Consider the following 15,551-nt stretch of genomic DNA (forward strand, 5'->3'; position numbering starts at 1 on the left):
CGGATTTTTCCGATGTTCCGGGGTGTTTTAAACTGACAAAAGCGGCCTTGGGCCGCTTTTTTTCTTTTGGCTTTCCATATAGGTTAGTCGAAGATAGATTTCCGGGATTATTCTAAACGAAAGCGATTTGATTGATCTCCAGATGAAAATGATTTCAGACATTTTGAAGGAACGCGGTCTCGTCACGGAAAAAGACCTCCGGCAGGCCCGTATCCTGAATGAGGACGTAGGCGGGCTTGTCGGTCAGGCTCTTTTGCGTTTGGGCGCTGTCTCCGAAGAGGATTTGCTTCAGGCCCAATCCGACCAGCTCGGTCTGGAAACTCTGAGCTTTGAAGAGGTGCCGTTCGAGACGGAAAGCTACCAGCGCGCTTTGACGGCCCTTAGATTGAAAGCCAATTGGGCTAAAACGCGGCGCTGCGCCGTTTGGCAATATGTGGAAGACGGCCCCGTCTATCTGATCGCACAGGACATAACCAATAATGAGATAAGAGAGGCGATTGAAACGCGCTGCGGGGAAAAGAACCTCGATCTTTTATGCTTCATCGCGTCAAATCATACGGTCGACACGGCCATTACCTATCTCGTGCAGACGGATGAAAATGACGAGATGATGGGCGTTTCGGATGATGATACGCAGCGATTAAAGGAAATGGCGGAAGAAGCGCCCGTTATCGATTTTGTAAACCGAATCTTCTCTATGGCGCTCAAAGAAAACGCTTCGGATATTCATATCGAGCCTTTCGAGCATAGATTTCAGATTCGCTATCGAATTGATGGGGTGCTGCATACGCGCCAGACCGAAAGCCGCGGCCAGTTCGACGCTGTCGTCAGCCGTATCAAGCTCTTATCCGGCATGGACATTGCCGAGCGGCGCTTGCCGCAGGATGGGCGTCAGTCCGTGCGGTTTGCCGGCGAAGAAATTGACCTGCGTGTCTCGTCCCTTCCGGGATCTTGGGGCGAGAGCATGGTCATGCGTCTTTTGCGCAAAGAAAATGAGCTTCCGGATTTGGAAAGCCTGGGTCTGGATGGTCATTCCAGAACGATTATGCGCGAATTGCTGGGACATTCCAACGGTATCATCCTTGTGACAGGCCCAACCGGGTCAGGTAAATCGACGACGCTTTACCGTAGTCTTCAGGGCTTAAATGACGGCCTGCGTAAAATTATCACGATTGAAGACCCGGTCGAATATGACATGGACGGTGTCGTTCAAATTCAGACCAACGCCAATATTGGCTACACATTTGCCAAGGGATTGCGCTCTATTTTGCGGCAGGATCCGGATGTTATCATGGTCGGCGAGATACGTGACGGCGAGACGGCCTCCATCGCGGCTCAGGCGGCTCTAACAGGGCATTTGGTGCTCTCCACCCTGCATACAAATTCTGCTCTCGCTGCGGTTGCCCGTTTGGTCGATATCGGATTGGAGCCTTACATGATCGCCTCTGCGGTGAGAGGTTTTGCGGCGCAGCGCCTTTTACGAAAACTCTGTACGAGTTGCAGCGTCCCCATAAAATCCGAAGAGGGTGAAGACGCGGTTTGGAATATGGTAAAATCCGGCGCCATTCCCAAAGGCGCGCTAAAGAATAAGTCTGCCTGGCGGGCGCCCGTGGGCTGCGAATTATGCTCGAACACAGGGTATCTTGGCCGAATTGCTATTTTTGAAGCGGCCAAGGTCAATCAAAAGATTTCCGAAGCCATTATGAAAAATGAAAGCCTTCCGAGGCTTGTGAAAGCGGCCCGCGAACAAGGCTTTATGACCCTAATGGAAGATGGTATCATCAAAGCCCGAAACGGTCTGACAACGCTTGATGAAGTTTATCGTATCTGCGGACAGGAATCCCCGGACGGACTGATTATAGAGGAAGAAACATGAAGCAGAATAAGCATCTGGAAGAGGCCGGAAACGAAGCCGGATATTCTCTTTTGGAAATATTGGTGGTTTTGGCCATTATCGGCACGTTAATTGGCTTGGTCGCTCCGCGGCTCCTGGGAAATGTGGACAAATCTAAAGTCGTTGCGGCGAAATCCCAAGCCAAAAATATACGTCTCGCGCTCGATTCCTACAAACTTGATGTGGGTCAATATCCTACGGAAGAGCAGGGTCTTGCCGCACTCGTCGAAGCGCCCCAGGGCTTTGAGAATAACTGGTATGGCCCATATCTCGAAGACGAAGTGCCGCTCGACCCCTGGAACGCCGATTTCATCTATGTCGGTCCTTCTGTCGGGAATAATGGACAGGTTATCAGTCCGGTTGTCATCTCTTTAGGCGCTGATAGTGAGACGGGCGGCAGCGGTATCAATGCAGACATAGAGTCCTAAATGGACAAAGCAAAAAATGCCGGTTTTTCTTTATTAGAAGTTGTGGTCGTCTTGGCCATTATGGGCCTTATTCTGTCTATCGTCGGGCAAAGAGCGGCCCAAAATATTGAATCGGCCTATTTTGTGAATACCTCAGAATCCGTATTAGCGGATGTCACATTTTGGAAAATTGACGCTAATGTGAATCAACAACCCCGTATTATTGAAATGACCGTCTCCGCGCCGCAAAATTGGACTGAGCAGGAGCAGCTTAATGTTAGAACATTGGACCTCCCTGAGGGGTGGATCTCTGAAGGCGATCCGATAAGGATTTCATCGACGGGAATGTGCTTTGGCGGTCAGGTCACTTTAGAGGATAAGAATGGCCGTCGTATCGCCTACGAACTGACGCCGCCGCATTGCGAGAGAAGGCGGATAATATCCTAGACAACCCATTGTTTTGTATGCCTTGTTAAAACGGCCTGTGCATTTTGAATTTTAAGAGTTTTAGATGATTTATATTTTCGCGGCTCTTTTATTTGTCTCCTTGGTCTGGCTCGCTTATGTCGACATTAAAACCTTTCGACTTCCCAATGTAATAACTCTTCCCTTAGCGATAATTGGTATCGTTCAGGCGCATTTTCTCGATATGCGCATATTGGAAAGCTTATTGGGGCTTGCCTTTGGGTATATATTCTTCTTCCTCGTCGAAGTTATTTTCAAGCGCGTCAGAAAGAAAGACGGACTTGGAAGAGGGGACGCCAAATTACTGGCGGCCGGCGGCGCTTGGTGCGGCCTCGCTTTCATCCCTCAGATAATCCTCATTGCCAGTTTGACGGCCATTATTGGTCACTTAGCCCTCATGGCTAAGGCCTCTGCCGGAGGCCGAAAGGCAGAGCCCCGTATGGCCTTTGGCCCATTTCTCGCGCTGAGTATCATGTCGGTCTGGACGTATCGAAATTTCTTTTCGGGGGCGTTGGGGTGAATTTAACTCCGTAAAACTGCGCCAATGTGCAGATTTTCAAACGAAATAAGCCAGCGCAAACCCAAAGCCAACGGATTATTTATTTGGCTTTTGGCTCCGGCCCCCCTATCTCTGCTCTGAACCGAAAGGAGCCTGTCATGGCAAATCTTAACCTGGCCTCTGAGACAAATGCGGATCAATGCGTCTGGAGCCTGATGAAACAGGAAGCCGCGACCTATGCCGTTAAGGAAACGGCTCTTTCGTCCTTTCTACACGCCACCATATTGGATCAGGCCAGTCTCGACGGTGCTATGGTCAATCATTTATCTGAAAAACTCTCGACGGCTGACTTTTCGACTCTCAAACTCAGACAGGTCTTGTCAGAAGCGATTACGACTGACTCTACACTTATCGATTATGCGGCCAAGGATTTGATCGCGGTTAAAGAACGTGACCCGGCCTGTCATTCTTATTTGCAATGTTTTCTGTATTTCAAAGGCTATATGGCCATCCAGACGCACCGCTTTGCGCACGCGCTCTATATTTCGGGCCGGGATCTTCTGGCGTATCATCTGCAAAACCGGAGTTCCGAAATGTTCGGTGTGGATATTAATCCGGCAGCTGTCATTGGGCACGGGATAATGCTTGATCACGCCACCGGCTTTGTTATGGGCGAGACTGCGCGGATCGGAAATGATTGTTCTATACTCCAAGGGGTAACTCTCGGCGGAACGGGCAAATCGGATGAAGATCGTCACCCGAAAGTGGGAGACCGCGTTCTGGTTGGTGCAAATGCCAGTATTTTGGGCAATATTCGTATCGGTGACGGCGCTAAAATTGCGGCTGGATCGGTCGTTTTGAAAGCCGTAGAAGATAACTGCACTGTGGCGGGGGTTCCTGCCAAACCTGTGGGCGGCCCTTGTTGCGGCAATCCGGCCCAAACAATGGATCAAACTCTTGGAGATGAAAAATGACACCCGAACAAATTACGTCTGTCCGAAACTACCTATGCAAGCGTCTGGGGACAGAAAAAATTACGATTAAACCCCGCAAAGTATCTGACAGTGTGGAAGTTTATCTGGATCAGGAAATTCTTGGCCTTCTTTATATCGATGACGAAGACAAAGATGACATATCCTATGATTTGAATATTTCAATCTTGCAGCAGGATCTGGAAAGCTAATGAGCGTTTATTCGCTAGATGATATAAAGCCTCAACTCGCCGATGATGTCTGGGTTGCTGACTCCGCGACTGTTGTCGGTAATGTCATTATGGAAGCCGGAAGCTCCGTCTGGTTTGGAACGGTCATTCGCGGGGACAATGAACCCATAAAGATTGGCGCCGGGAGCAATATTCAGGACAATGCTGTACTTCACTCCGATCCCGGGTCTCCTTTGACGATCGGCGACGACGTAACTGTCGGCCATCAGGCTATGCTGCATGGCTGCACAATTGATGATAATTCTCTCATCGGTATTGGAGCAACGGTTTTAAATGGAGCGAAAATCGGGAAAAACTGTCTGATTGGCGCGCATGCCTTAATCACGGAGGGCAAAGTGATCCCCGATAATTCGGTTGTGATGGGCTCGCCTGGAAAAATTGTAAAACAAGTCCCGCAGGCTCAAGAGGCAATGTTGAAAGCAAGCGCGGATTATTACGTCAAAAATGCGCAGAAATTCAAAAATGGGTTGAAGCCCGTTTGAGATTTACAATGATTTCCTATGGTTAGGCCGTTTTGATATCTTTGCGGGTCTGGGACGTTTCTTTCCAAATAGAGGTCACGGCTTCGCCGACGCCTTCTCCAAGATTGAACCAACCCGCGCTATTGGAGAAGCTGTCATGGATGAACAAGCTATCCTCCTCTGACAAATTGCGGCTCAAAGACTCCCGCACGAACCTAATGTCGGTTGCCGTTGATAGCACCCAAGCCGTCTGTGAAATTTGCTGAAATCGTCCCATTTGTTTCAAAATAATGAGAAACTCTCGTTTCTTGAAAGGCTGTATATCCGCAATGATAAGATAGACTGTTGGCAGAGGCTGGCCGGAAAAGCGTTTCGCTTTGACCGATTGCTCCCATGTCTTAAATTCATGCGTTTCTGAAGCGGGATGATAAGCCCCATAAGCTTCGTCCGATATCAAGGTTTGCGGTCCAACCCGACTCTCCTCCACAAATTGTTCCATAAGCTCCGAAGTGAAAGGGCCATAAATCGTATTGTCAACTTTCACAAAATATTCCGTCTTGGGGTCAGTATCCTCTGAATAGAGATTCATCGCCTGGGATGAATTGTGAACAATGTTGGGCGGATAAGTCATCCCGCTTTTATGAATCCGATTCTATCATTTCGCCAAATGAAACTTATATCTCTAGGAGAAGAAATATTTGTCGAGTTTTAGGCTGGGCCGAAAAAAGGAAAAATCTTAAGCGTGACGCAAAATTCCAATATCAAAAGATCAAAAGAACCATTTTTCAATTTCACGGAAGCGCTCCCCGCTTATATCGCTGGCGCGTTGATAGCTTTGTATTTTGCTCTGCAATTCCTGCCCATGCTTTGGCGCTTAGCCGCACCTTTGGTCATATTACGCCCGCTTGGCTTTCAGGGAACCTCTTCAGCTGAACAAATCTTTTCGCTTTTAGGACACGGCGCAACACACGGGTCCTTCACCCATGTTTTGATGAATGCCGGCATGATTGCCGTGCTGGGCGTCGCGACGATTAAAGGCGCAAGGCTAAAAGCGATTTCGAGGGGGCGTAGCCGCTCCGCCAATTTTTCTTTTCTAACTATATTCTTTTTTGGGATCATTACGGGGGGATTGGCTCAATGGCTATACTGGTTCGTTATCAGCGCGCCGCTTGGCATAAATGCCCCGGCCGCAGTGGGCGCATCCGGGGGCGCGTCAGCATTATTAGCGGTCGCCGGGTGGGCGATCGGCGGAAAAGACCAGATGATAAAGTTCGGCTTCGGATGGGCGGCCATAAACCTCATAATGGTTTTGATAGGCCCCTATATCGGATTGTCTCTGGCTTGGGCGGCTCATCTTGGCGGGTTTCTGGGCGGTATGATCCTGGCTGCGCCCCTGGTGAAAGCGAGAAGTACAGGGTTAGGACTGTAAGCTTGAATTTATATCCCGCTGCCAACAAAAATTAAAACGGATAAAGCTCCGCTGATCGCTGGCAGGCGCGTCTTACTCAAATAAGCAATTGAGAACCCTGCGCTGCCGGCCAGGAAAACGGAGGTTCCCAGAGTCTGAAACGCCAGAAGACCGATAAGGCTGAGTGTTAGCCAAAGGGTGAGGGCGGTCATTTCCTGCACGCGCCAATTCTGGTCGGTTAAACACAATATAAGCGTGCTAAAGACCACAACAGAAAAGGCAGACCCCAGAATTAGAGGCGAAAAAGCATAAAAGGCAAACACCAAGGCAAAGAGAGAAATTAACAACCCTGAGAGAGCGATAAATTTGAAGCAGGTCCTGAAGGTTTCAGATTTATAGGAATTTTCTGTGTTGATTGAGTCTACAACAGAAAAATTAGAGATTTGTTTTTGAGACCTGTTTTGCTGGGAGAGCAAGGTGGGGGATGCGAGCTCATGAAAGGAAGCTCTGCGATGCCCTCCAGCAGCTCGCTTTTTGACAAAAGAATGCCCGGATAAAGCCTGGGGTTTTGAACTATTATCGTTCGCAACTTTGATTCTTTCGTCAGCGTTCATGTTTAGGTGCTAACTAAGATACTCATAAAGTCAAAAAGCTTCTCCTTTCCGATGTATTAATTCTGTTCCATTCCCGCCAATGGTTGAGTTATTCTCTGTTCTGATCTTGTGGAGCGGCCGCGGAAGGCATTTGTCCAAGCACTTCCATAACTGACGTGATAAGAGGGATCTCATGTTGCATCGCGCGGTAACCTCGTTCGATAAGTTCTGCCGCCCGGGTAAATTCCATCATGCCGATATGGCCGATCCGCGGCGCAATAAAGACATCGGGCGGGTCGCCCGACAGGCGCGAGCGTGAGAGCCGATCCATCACAATGTTCAGAGTTCCCATCATGACCGATCCGATTTTAGGGCTTTTCCCCGGCTCGACATTGCCGAGCATGGATTTCAGCAAAAGCCTGTCAGGACGCAATTTATTCAAAGACTGGGAGGCCAGTTCAAAGGGGTCGACATCGTCCGTTTCTTCGTCATCAAATTGGAGTTCATGACTGGTGCCAATGGGGCCGAAAGCGTCTCCATTCAGGCTTACGGCGATGACCATATGCGCACCCAGGGCCCGGCAGGTAGAGACCGGAACGGGATTGACCAATGCGCCGTCAATCATAAACCGTTCATCGACTTTGACAGGCTCAAATGCCCCTGGGAGGGCGTAGGAGGCGCGAATGGCCGGAACTATCGGGCCCTTTTGCAACCAGACCTCATAGCCTGTTCGCAAATCGCAGCACACTGTTGCATATTTACGGTCCAGCTCTTCTATTTTCATATCGCCGAAATAGTGCCGCAGGACGCGCGCCAGTCTTTCACCGCGCATTAGTCCGGAGCCTCCCCAACGAAGGTCCATATAGCCCATCATTTTACGGCGGTTTAGAGAGAGCGCCCAATCTTCGAGCGTGTCCAGATTACCGGCCAGATAAGCCGCTCCGACAACGGCGCCAATGGATGTGCCGGCTATGATGTCAGGTTTTATTCCAGCCTCGATAAGGGCGCGAATGGCGCCGATATGTGCCCAACCGCGGGCAACGCCGCCGCCCAGAGCCAAGCCGAGAGGAGGGCGATGTCTTACATCAGAAGGTGAGGTGTCCAATCGCATAGAATAGCCCTAAGTCTGGCCGTCTGTCGGAGCAAGACCCAACCAGTCAATTATGGCGTTATTGATAGCGTCGGGATTGTCCCACATGGCCCAGTGTCCGCAATTCGGAATAGTCTGCCGCGTTAAATCGGGAATAATCGCGGGCATATGGTCTGTAGAGCTGGGCGGCAAAAGCAGATCATCTTCAGGGCTTAACATCAGGGCGGGCTGGACAATCTTTTCTGATAAACCTTTTGCCAGATTCCAGTTATGGGTTGTGTTTCGGTAAAGCGACATGCCGCCATGAAAGCCATTTTTTTCATAAGCCTTGGCGTAGACCGCGCGGTCTTTATCAGACATGACAGCGCCGGGCAGAGACGGGGCGCCTTTTTTCAAAAACTCAGAAAAGCTTTTCGGGATATAAGTGAATTTTTTATCCATTGTTTTACCCGAAGGAGTTGTTCGAAACATCAGGCGGAAAAAAGCGTCGGGGTTACGGCTGAACAGGGCTTCAACCTCGTCTGGGTTTTCATTGAACCTAAGAAAATAATGCTCCTCGCCAAATCGTTTGCGAAAGATTTTCAGAGGGTCAACAGGCGCGTGTTTTACATGAGGCGTACAAATCGAAACGAGCCGTTTGATACGCTCAGATATCATTCGGGCCGCGTGCCATAAAATGATACCGCCCCAATCATGGCCTATCAGCGTGACCTTAGAGGAGCCTTGAGCGTTAATAACGGTTTCCAAATCCGCCACCATTTGTTCAATCGCATAATGCTCTACGCCGCGCGGGGCATCAGACAGCCCAAATCCGCGCAAATCATAAGCAATAACGCGGTATCCGGCTTTTACGAGAGGCGGAACGGTCGTTTTCCAGCTATAGGCAAGTTCCGGCCATCCATGTATCAGAATCAAAATGGGCCCGTCTTCCGGTCCATCTGAATAAGTAGCGATACGGTATCCGTCGGACGTCAGAAAATGCGGGTTAGAAAAGTCCATATCCGCACATTGACCTAATTTTTGGGCAAAAACGACCCTTTTTCCGGCGTTTTCGTTAGAAACCTCTGAGAAATTCGCTTGAAATGCGGGCGTCAGACCGTTAAGTAACACGAAATTTATACGGGCCTCGCACTCGCGGCGGGGCTTTTCACTTTTAAACCAGAAATGAGTTGACCTGATATGGTTGAAATCTACGTCCGTCAAAACAATGTGGACCAAGCCCTCCGCGCGTTAAAGAAAAAGCTTCAGAACGAAGGTATCCTTCGTGAAATGAAAGCGCGTAAGCATTATGAAAAGCCATCCGAAAAACGCGTCCGCGAACAGGCAGAAGCCGTTCGTCGCGCCCGGAAACTGGCGCGTAAACGTGCTCAAATCGAAGGCTTGCTGCCCTCAAAAAAACGACGTCGTTAAACTGATTTCGTCATTATGACTATCAAAGCCGTTCTCATAGAGCGGCTTTTTTAATGTGGATTTATTGAAAATATAACCACGAGGCCGGGCCGTGAAAATTGCTTACGTCATTAACTCCCTAGAAGCGGGCGGGGCTCAATTTCCCATTCCGGCAGTTTTCCAAGTTCTCAGAGAAAACGGCGTTGAGATAAAACTCTTCGCGCTATCTCGTCGAAACGGTATGGCCATTCCGGCCCTGGAGGCGGCGGGCATAGACTGGCAGTGTTTTGACGGCAAAAAAAAGCAGCATTTCAAAGCGGCTCTTTGGTTTCAAAAGCGGTTGAAGGAGTATCGTCCGGATATCATTTGGACATCATTGACCCAGGCAACTATTATCGGTCAAATTCTGGGTAAGAAACTCGGCATTCCCGTTGTCAGCTGGCAACATAATGCCTTTTTAAAACCTATAAACCAAACTCTCTTGTCACTGACGAAATCTCTGTCTGCTTTTTGGGTCACAGACTCAGAGCGTGTCAAAGCACTTACAGTGAAGCGGTTCGGCTTAGACCCTGAGAATGTTCTGATATGGCCCCTCTTTTCCGTTAATCCACTGGCGCCGCAGGCTTCGGCGTGGAAGTCAGGGGAGATCTTTAAAATTGCGAGTCTCGGCCGTTTGCATCCAAATAAGGGGTATGACGTTCTCATTGACGCTTTGTCGCTACTCAAGAATGCGAATGAACTTCCGAAACAGGCCTTCCAGATCAATATTGCGGGCGCTGGCAAACAAGAGTCTGCGCTTAAGCTCAAAGCGAAAACTGCCAATATCACCGAACTTAATTTCATGGGGCATATCACAAACCCTCATGCCTTTTTGGCGGAGCATCATGCCTATATTCAACCCAGCCGCTGTGAAGGCTTGGGTATAGCGGCTCATGAAGCCATGCAGGCGAGCCTGCCCGTTCTCTGTAGCCGGACGGGACAAATGGAACTGACCGTTCAAGATACGATTTCAGGGTGGCACTGCGAACCGGGTGATCCGGCCTGTCTCGCGCGCGCGCTCAAAACCATGCTTCTTACACCGGAAAAAACAGAAACGATGCAAGGCGCCGCGTTTAGCGATGTCAGCCGCGCATTCAGTGTCGAGGCTTTTGAGACCGCCGGCGCTGTATTCGTGAAACGGCTAAAAGAGTTGCTAAAATGAAGTAGGTGAGGATGAATTACCTGTATTAGTAAAATGATATTGCTGCCGACCTATATGACGAGAAAATTATATCTTCCCTTGACCTCTTAAGAATAAAATCTGAAATAGAAAAAGTAACGAAAGGTAGAAAAATTGTATAAGAAAATCAGTGTAATTCTCTCCTCTATTTTGGCTCTCAGCGTCACACCAGCTCTGGCGGACCCGATCAAAATTGAATCTGATAATATTGTGTTTTATGGCGACGCCCCTCCTAAAACCGCAAAACTCATTGTTGAGAAAATGGAGATTTACAGGAAAATCATCATGACTCTGGCGGGTGTGGACACCGCTCCTGATGAGAAAAAACTGTCTATTTATGCTTTTGATAGAGCTTCGGATGTACAGAGTTTTGCGGGCATGAGAGGTGTCGCTGGCGTTTATACAAGCGGTTATGATGGACCGCTTCTTATTACACCTCTTCGCGGAGCGCTGCGTCAGGACAGCTTTAATAACCAAGTGTCCTTACACGAATATAGCCACCATATTCTCCATGGATATATGAAAACGGCCTATCCGCGGTGGTATGACGAAGGCTTCGCGAACTACCTTTCGACTTTCCATATGGAAGACGGCACGATCCAGATCGGCCGCGCCGCTGCTAAACATGCCCAAACTTTAATGGGACGGCGAGCTGAATGGGTCGATGTCGAAGATGTTGTTGGCGCCATACGCGTTTATCCCTTTGCCGACAAAGGCAGTAAGAGAGGGTTCTTGATGAACCAGTTTTACGCCCAAAGCTGGCTTTACGTTCATTACCTTCATTCAAACAGAGAACTGTCCAGTCGCTTTGGTGATTATCTCAACAGAGTTAATGTTGGGGAGGAACCACTAGAAGCCTTCGAAAACGGCTTCGGCGTAAGTCCTGAGGCGTTTCATGAAGCGGCCAAAGAATACTGGTATGATAATAAGTTTAAAGTCCAGCAATTCCAGCCCAAAGCAGATTTCTTGGAAATTCCTATGAAAATTGAACGTATCAGTGAGGCCGAATTAGATCTCCAAATGGCCCTTGGCCAGCGGGCATTTTTGGGCGAGGATAATTTGAAATCCTATATCAAACGGCTGAACTCCTACGAAAAGAAGGAGGAGCAAACAGCACAAACCCTAGCGGCCTATATTCCATATTTCATAAATATGAAGGATTACGATCAAGCTGAGACTTACGCTCTATTTGCTCTTTCAAAAGCGCCAGAGAGTGTTGAAACGCTCCGAATGGCGGGGGACGCTTACTTCCATAAATCTCACGACAAAGAATTTGAAAAGCTGGAGGACACAGATCCTCGTATTTACACGATGAATGCGGATATGACGAAAGCTATAGATTATTTTGAACGTACGCTCGAGAAGTCAGATGAAGACTATAATGCTGTCGTTCATATGGTTTCAGCTTATGGGTCCTCGGACTTTCCTGTCACGCCCGAAGCCCGGAATGCGGCCCTGACATATGAAGCGCTGTATTGGGATGCCAATGATGTGAAGGGAAGTCTCGACCTTGCCAATATTCTTATGAAGTCTGGTGATACCGATGAGGCGTGTGATTATTTTGCGACGGCGCGGCAGCAAGTAAATACAGATCCAGATAAAGACAAAAACTATTTGGCGAACCAAGTCGAAGATATGATGTCCAACTTTAGTGCGAAGTGCGGTCTTAACTAACTCAAGGGTAAAAAATAAGGGCAGGGGAAACCTGCCCTTTAATAATTCTAATTGAACAGAGCTCTATTCATTCCGAGGCAACTGCCTATTCGCGAGTAACTCCGCGATTTGCACCGTATTCAGCGCAGCGCCTTTGCGGAGGTTGTCAGAGACAACCCACATGTTCAGGGTGTTGTCCTGTGTGCTGTCCTCTCGGATGCGGGAGACGAAAGTGGCGTATTCGCCGACACATTCAACAGGCGTGATATAGCCGCCGTCTTCCTGTTTATCGAAGACCATCATGCCGGGGCTGGTACGCAGAAGTTCGCGCGCTTCGTCCGCCGTGATTTCGTCCTCAAATTCGATATTGAGCGACTCCGCATGTCCCACAAAAGTCGGGACACGGACACAGGTCGCCGTCACTTTGACTTTCGGATCAAGAATTTTCTTGGTCTCGGCCTTCATCTTCCATTCTTCCTTGGTGTCGCCGCCGTCCATAAAGACGTCGATATGCGGGATGACGTTAAAGGCGATCTGTTTTGTGAAGTTCACTGGTTCAAACTGATCGTTGGAATAGATGCCTTTGGTCTGTAGCCAAAGCTCATCCATATTCTTTTTGCCGCCGCCGGATACGGATTGATAAGTCGAAACCACGACGCGTTTTATTTTTGCGCGGTCATGCAGCGGTTTGAGAGCAACAACCATCTGAATTGTCGAGCAATTCGGGTTGGCGATAATCATTTTCTTTTTATATCCGTCCACGGCGTCAGCGTTCACCTCTGGTACAACCAGCGGGACATCCGGGTCCATACGCCATGCGCTGGAGTTGTCGATTACAACGGCGCCGGCCGCCGCGATCTTTGGAGACCATTTCTTGGAAATATCGCCGCCCGCGCTCATCAAAGCCATATCGACTTTTTTGAAATCAAAAGTTTCGAGATCAACGCATTTTATATATCCGTCGCCATAAGTCACCTCGCGGCCCACTGATCGACGAGAGGCTACGGCGTAGACTTTTTCAATATCAAGATCACTTTCAGACAGAATGGCGAGCATTTCGGTACCTACATTTCCTGTGGCTCCGACGACGGCGATGCGATAACCCATGGCTATTCTCCTGTTGAGGGCTCTCAAATTTGAAAGCAATCTTGAAACAAACGGGTGGTCTCTAGGGGAAGCGTCCCTTTGGGGCAAGTCTTATCCGCGCTTACGCATCCGTAAGTAAACAGCCAGCGCAATAAATGCGACGAGAGCCAATCCGGCGGCCTCTAATTTGGAAATGCCCCAGAACCAGTCTTCTACCCATTCAGCCATGCCCGCCCCGCCACCAATAGGCGCGCCGTTAATGGCAATAGCGCCGAGCAGTATGGCGAGTAGAGCGGTAAATCCTGCAATCGCGAATATGCCAGCATAGAAACGTTGATCGCCTCTGGCTTGGGCCCGACGACGCATTTGCGCCTTTTGATAGCGCGAGAGGCGTCTTTGCCTCGGTTCGTTCTGAGATGTATTATTCTGGTCAGGAGGCGTCTCTGTCATAACTGTACCTTAACATGGATTTGGGCGAATCCTATGCTAAGCCTGAGTTCATGCGCAGGTCGTTATTTGTAGCCTTCTTGTATTTATCCTCTTTAACAATCTCAGGGGCCCTACCTAATATTGCAATGGCGCAAGAAGTTTATCTGCCCGAGCCAGGTTCCGATGCGCCGATGAGTGAAGCCGAAGTTCGGGAGAGCTTTTCCGGTCAGACCCACCGCGGCAGTTACAATTTCCAGATCAAAGACTTCGAAGGCGTTCATTTCGAAGAATGGACGTCAGAAAGCGGCGAGGTTCGTCACCGCATGGGGGACCGTCTGGATAAAGGGGTTTGGACGCAAAAGCGGGAGCAGATCTGTTATGATTATGAGTCAGAGGACCTTCTCCCGGCCTGTTTTTCCTTTTATCGCCGCGGAAATTGTATTTATCACTATCAGGAAACGGTCGGTGGAAACTATTCTCCGGGATTTACGGCCGTAAGCGTGATAAAAGGGGAGGAGCCAAGTTGTGAACCGCCTATGTCTTAGCTTCGGATTTGTTATCCTCATATTTTTATTCAGCCCAATCCCGGCAACCTCACAAAGCCAGACAACGGATATCCGTCCGCACGCCTTGCGTCTGAGCGGAGAGGAAATCAAAGCTGAGTTTAAGGGACGCACGCATGAAGGCGCGTATAATTTTAACGCGGTAGGCGAAGCCCGAAACAATTATATTGAGAAGCATTTCGAAGACGGGCGCACACTCTATAAGGAAAAGAATCTGGAGAGCCGCGGCATCTGGTTGGTCAATGAGGGCTCTCTTTGCTTTATATATGAGGACGATATGTTGGCGGGCGGCTGCTTTCGAGTTTATAAAGTTGAAAATTGCTATTATTACTATAGCGACCAGTTCGCTGAACGCCCCGATGAGTTGGAGTGGGATTACTGGACGGCCAGGTCAGTCATAGAGGGCGAGACCCCGCAATGCGAGGCCGCCATAAGTTAGTTTACTGTAGAGCTTAAATATCAGCCTCTGAGAGAGTGTTAAGACGTTCAAAGACGCGGATATTGATTTTCATCTCTTCCAGTTCTTCTTCGATCCGCTTTTCTTTTTTACGCAAGCGACGAAGCTCTCCGTCTGAAATATTTTCCTTTTTCATATTGTTCCGCGTGCCGATAAGGGCCTCTTCGCGCCGAATATATCGATCCACCATCTGATCACGTTCTTCATACAGAGCGTAAGTGATTTGACCTTCTTCATAGCCTGTAAAATAGCCTTTATCAGGGACTGTCCGGCAGAGCTCTGCCTCGGAGTGATTTGACAGGCCATGATCATATCCGGTCTCAAAACTACAATATCCGGAAAGGCCTTGATCATAGCCCACAAAATAATCACTGTCGGGGAAGGCCTGACATATAGCTTGAACACTATGGCCATTTGAGCCTTGGCTGAAACCTCTGTCATAATCGCAATAAAGCTTCAGCCCCTGATCATACCCTCGCAAATAAGCGGTCCGGTCCGGTTTCACGGCATATTTGGAGCAGGTGGAATTATAATCGGCAAGACGGGCCTGTGACTTCCCGTTTTCGCCGTCACGAAAGCCGATGTCTTCCCATCCGCCTGCAAGGCATTCATCTTCGGAGATTGTGGCGCAGGACGACAGCGCCAAGGTGGTTGCCGCCAGACAGGATGCGATAAGTAATGCTTTCATTGTACCCTCCATTTTTAAAACATTTAAA

At 49.1% G+C, this 15,551-nt stretch carries 20 protein-coding genes; 13 read left to right on the top strand and 7 right to left on the bottom strand.

Going from position 1 to position 15,551, the window contains the following annotated elements; genetic code table 11:
- The first annotated feature begins 142 nt into the window (after nucleotides 1-142).
- The 7 genes from ACN0IC_RS03390 (at nucleotide 143) to ACN0IC_RS03420 (ending at nucleotide 4,969) form a co-directional block, all read left to right on the top strand.
- Entirely contained in the window at nucleotides 143-1,876 is a 1,734-nt protein-coding gene (locus ACN0IC_RS03390; protein WP_416877356.1) for a GspE/PulE family protein, read from the top strand.
- A complete protein-coding gene (gene gspG, locus ACN0IC_RS03395) occupies nucleotides 1,873-2,322 on the top strand; it encodes a type II secretion system major pseudopilin GspG (RefSeq protein ID WP_416877357.1) in 450 nt (149 codons plus the stop codon). Before ACN0IC_RS03390 ends, gspG begins: the two co-directional genes overlap by 4 nt.
- Complete coding sequence (locus tag ACN0IC_RS03400; RefSeq protein WP_416877358.1) at nucleotides 2,323-2,748, top strand: type II secretion system protein; 426 nt, start codon at nucleotides 2,323-2,325, stop codon at nucleotides 2,746-2,748.
- A gap of 64 nt (nucleotides 2,749-2,812) precedes the next feature.
- Entirely contained in the window at nucleotides 2,813-3,286 is a 474-nt protein-coding gene (locus ACN0IC_RS03405; protein ID WP_416877359.1) for a prepilin peptidase, read from the top strand.
- Between the two features lie 137 nt (nucleotides 3,287-3,423).
- Nucleotides 3,424-4,239 carry a serine O-acetyltransferase gene (cysE, locus tag ACN0IC_RS03410; RefSeq protein ID WP_416877360.1) on the top strand — a complete coding sequence of 272 codons (816 nt, stop codon included), beginning with the start codon at nucleotides 3,424-3,426 and terminating at the stop codon, nucleotides 4,237-4,239.
- The gene (locus ACN0IC_RS03415; RefSeq protein ID WP_416877361.1) at nucleotides 4,236-4,448 is read left to right on the top strand and encodes a DUF3126 family protein; all 213 of its coding nucleotides are present in this window, start codon (nucleotides 4,236-4,238) and stop codon (nucleotides 4,446-4,448) included. Before cysE ends, ACN0IC_RS03415 begins: the two co-directional genes overlap by 4 nt.
- Nucleotides 4,448-4,969, top strand: a complete 522-nt coding sequence (locus ACN0IC_RS03420; protein ID WP_416877362.1) for a gamma carbonic anhydrase family protein — start codon at nucleotides 4,448-4,450, stop codon at nucleotides 4,967-4,969. The genes ACN0IC_RS03415 and ACN0IC_RS03420 overlap by 1 nt, the downstream gene beginning before the upstream one ends.
- 22 nt (nucleotides 4,970-4,991) lie before the next feature.
- Here the strand turns inward: ACN0IC_RS03420 and ACN0IC_RS03425 are convergent, their stop codons facing one another.
- The gene (locus ACN0IC_RS03425; protein WP_416877363.1) at nucleotides 4,992-5,579 is read right to left on the bottom strand and encodes a GYF domain-containing protein; all 588 of its coding nucleotides are present in this window, start codon (nucleotides 5,577-5,579) and stop codon (nucleotides 4,992-4,994) included.
- A 111-nt stretch (nucleotides 5,580-5,690) separates the two neighbouring features.
- Here ACN0IC_RS03425 and ACN0IC_RS03430 point away from each other — a divergent pair, with 111 nt between their 5' ends.
- Nucleotides 5,691-6,377 (top strand): rhomboid family intramembrane serine protease, encoded by a 687-nt coding sequence (locus ACN0IC_RS03430; RefSeq protein ID WP_416877364.1) that lies wholly within the window; start codon nucleotides 5,691-5,693, stop codon nucleotides 6,375-6,377.
- An 8-nt stretch (nucleotides 6,378-6,385) separates the two neighbouring features.
- Here ACN0IC_RS03430 and ACN0IC_RS03435 read toward each other — a convergent pair whose 3' ends face one another.
- The 3 genes from ACN0IC_RS03435 to ACN0IC_RS03445 all read right to left on the bottom strand — a co-directional run bounded on the left by ACN0IC_RS03435 (nucleotide 6,386) and on the right by ACN0IC_RS03445 (nucleotide 9,038).
- A complete protein-coding gene (locus ACN0IC_RS03435) occupies nucleotides 6,386-6,568 on the bottom strand; it encodes a hypothetical protein (protein WP_416877365.1) in 183 nt (60 codons plus the stop codon).
- Nucleotides 6,569-7,058: 490 nt separating this feature from the next.
- Nucleotides 7,059-8,060 carry a patatin-like phospholipase family protein gene (locus tag ACN0IC_RS03440; protein ID WP_416877366.1) on the bottom strand — a complete coding sequence of 334 codons (1,002 nt, stop codon included), beginning with the start codon at nucleotides 8,058-8,060 and terminating at the stop codon, nucleotides 7,059-7,061.
- A 9-nt stretch (nucleotides 8,061-8,069) separates the two neighbouring features.
- Nucleotides 8,070-9,038, bottom strand: coding sequence for an alpha/beta fold hydrolase (locus ACN0IC_RS03445; RefSeq protein ID WP_416877367.1), 969 nt, complete (start codon nucleotides 9,036-9,038; stop codon nucleotides 8,070-8,072).
- A 180-nt stretch (nucleotides 9,039-9,218) separates the two neighbouring features.
- On the opposite strand from ACN0IC_RS03445, the gene rpsU reads away from it, so the two are divergent.
- The 3 genes from rpsU (at nucleotide 9,219) to ACN0IC_RS03460 (ending at nucleotide 12,321) form a co-directional block, all read left to right on the top strand.
- Nucleotides 9,219-9,449, top strand: a complete 231-nt coding sequence (gene rpsU, locus ACN0IC_RS03450) for a 30S ribosomal protein S21 (RefSeq protein ID WP_416877368.1) — start codon at nucleotides 9,219-9,221, stop codon at nucleotides 9,447-9,449.
- A gap of 91 nt (nucleotides 9,450-9,540) precedes the next feature.
- Nucleotides 9,541-10,629, top strand: a complete 1,089-nt coding sequence (locus ACN0IC_RS03455; RefSeq protein WP_416877369.1) for a glycosyltransferase family 4 protein — start codon at nucleotides 9,541-9,543, stop codon at nucleotides 10,627-10,629.
- Between the two features lie 132 nt (nucleotides 10,630-10,761).
- Nucleotides 10,762-12,321 carry a tetratricopeptide repeat protein gene (locus ACN0IC_RS03460; protein ID WP_416877370.1) on the top strand — a complete coding sequence of 520 codons (1,560 nt, stop codon included), beginning with the start codon at nucleotides 10,762-10,764 and terminating at the stop codon, nucleotides 12,319-12,321.
- A gap of 63 nt (nucleotides 12,322-12,384) precedes the next feature.
- Here the strand turns inward: ACN0IC_RS03460 and ACN0IC_RS03465 are convergent, their stop codons facing one another.
- Both ACN0IC_RS03465 and ACN0IC_RS03470 read right to left on the bottom strand, forming a co-directional pair.
- Entirely contained in the window at nucleotides 12,385-13,407 is a 1,023-nt protein-coding gene (locus tag ACN0IC_RS03465) for an aspartate-semialdehyde dehydrogenase (RefSeq protein ID WP_416877371.1), read from the bottom strand.
- A gap of 90 nt (nucleotides 13,408-13,497) precedes the next feature.
- Nucleotides 13,498-13,836 (bottom strand): hypothetical protein, encoded by a 339-nt coding sequence (locus ACN0IC_RS03470; RefSeq protein WP_416877372.1) that lies wholly within the window; start codon nucleotides 13,834-13,836, stop codon nucleotides 13,498-13,500.
- Nucleotides 13,837-13,961: 125 nt separating this feature from the next.
- Between ACN0IC_RS03470 and ACN0IC_RS03475 the strand changes: the two genes are divergently transcribed.
- Together ACN0IC_RS03475 and ACN0IC_RS03480 are read left to right on the top strand one after the other, a co-directional pair.
- The gene (locus ACN0IC_RS03475) at nucleotides 13,962-14,360 is read left to right on the top strand and encodes a hypothetical protein (protein WP_416877373.1); all 399 of its coding nucleotides are present in this window, start codon (nucleotides 13,962-13,964) and stop codon (nucleotides 14,358-14,360) included.
- On the top strand, nucleotides 14,341-14,817 hold the full coding sequence (locus ACN0IC_RS03480; RefSeq protein ID WP_416877374.1) for a hypothetical protein: 477 nt from the start codon (nucleotides 14,341-14,343) through the stop codon (nucleotides 14,815-14,817). Before ACN0IC_RS03475 ends, ACN0IC_RS03480 begins: the two co-directional genes overlap by 20 nt.
- Nucleotides 14,818-14,830: 13 nt before the next feature.
- On the opposite strand, the gene ACN0IC_RS03485 is transcribed toward ACN0IC_RS03480, so the two are convergent.
- Nucleotides 14,831-15,523, bottom strand: a complete 693-nt coding sequence (locus tag ACN0IC_RS03485; protein WP_416877375.1) for a DUF2799 domain-containing protein — start codon at nucleotides 15,521-15,523, stop codon at nucleotides 14,831-14,833.
- Nucleotides 15,524-15,551: the final 28 nt, after the last annotated feature.

Origin of the sequence: Litorimonas sp. (assembly GCA_029936425.1) — a bacterium.
In the GTDB taxonomy this organism is placed as follows: Bacteria; Pseudomonadota; Alphaproteobacteria; order Caulobacterales; family Maricaulaceae; genus Litorimonas.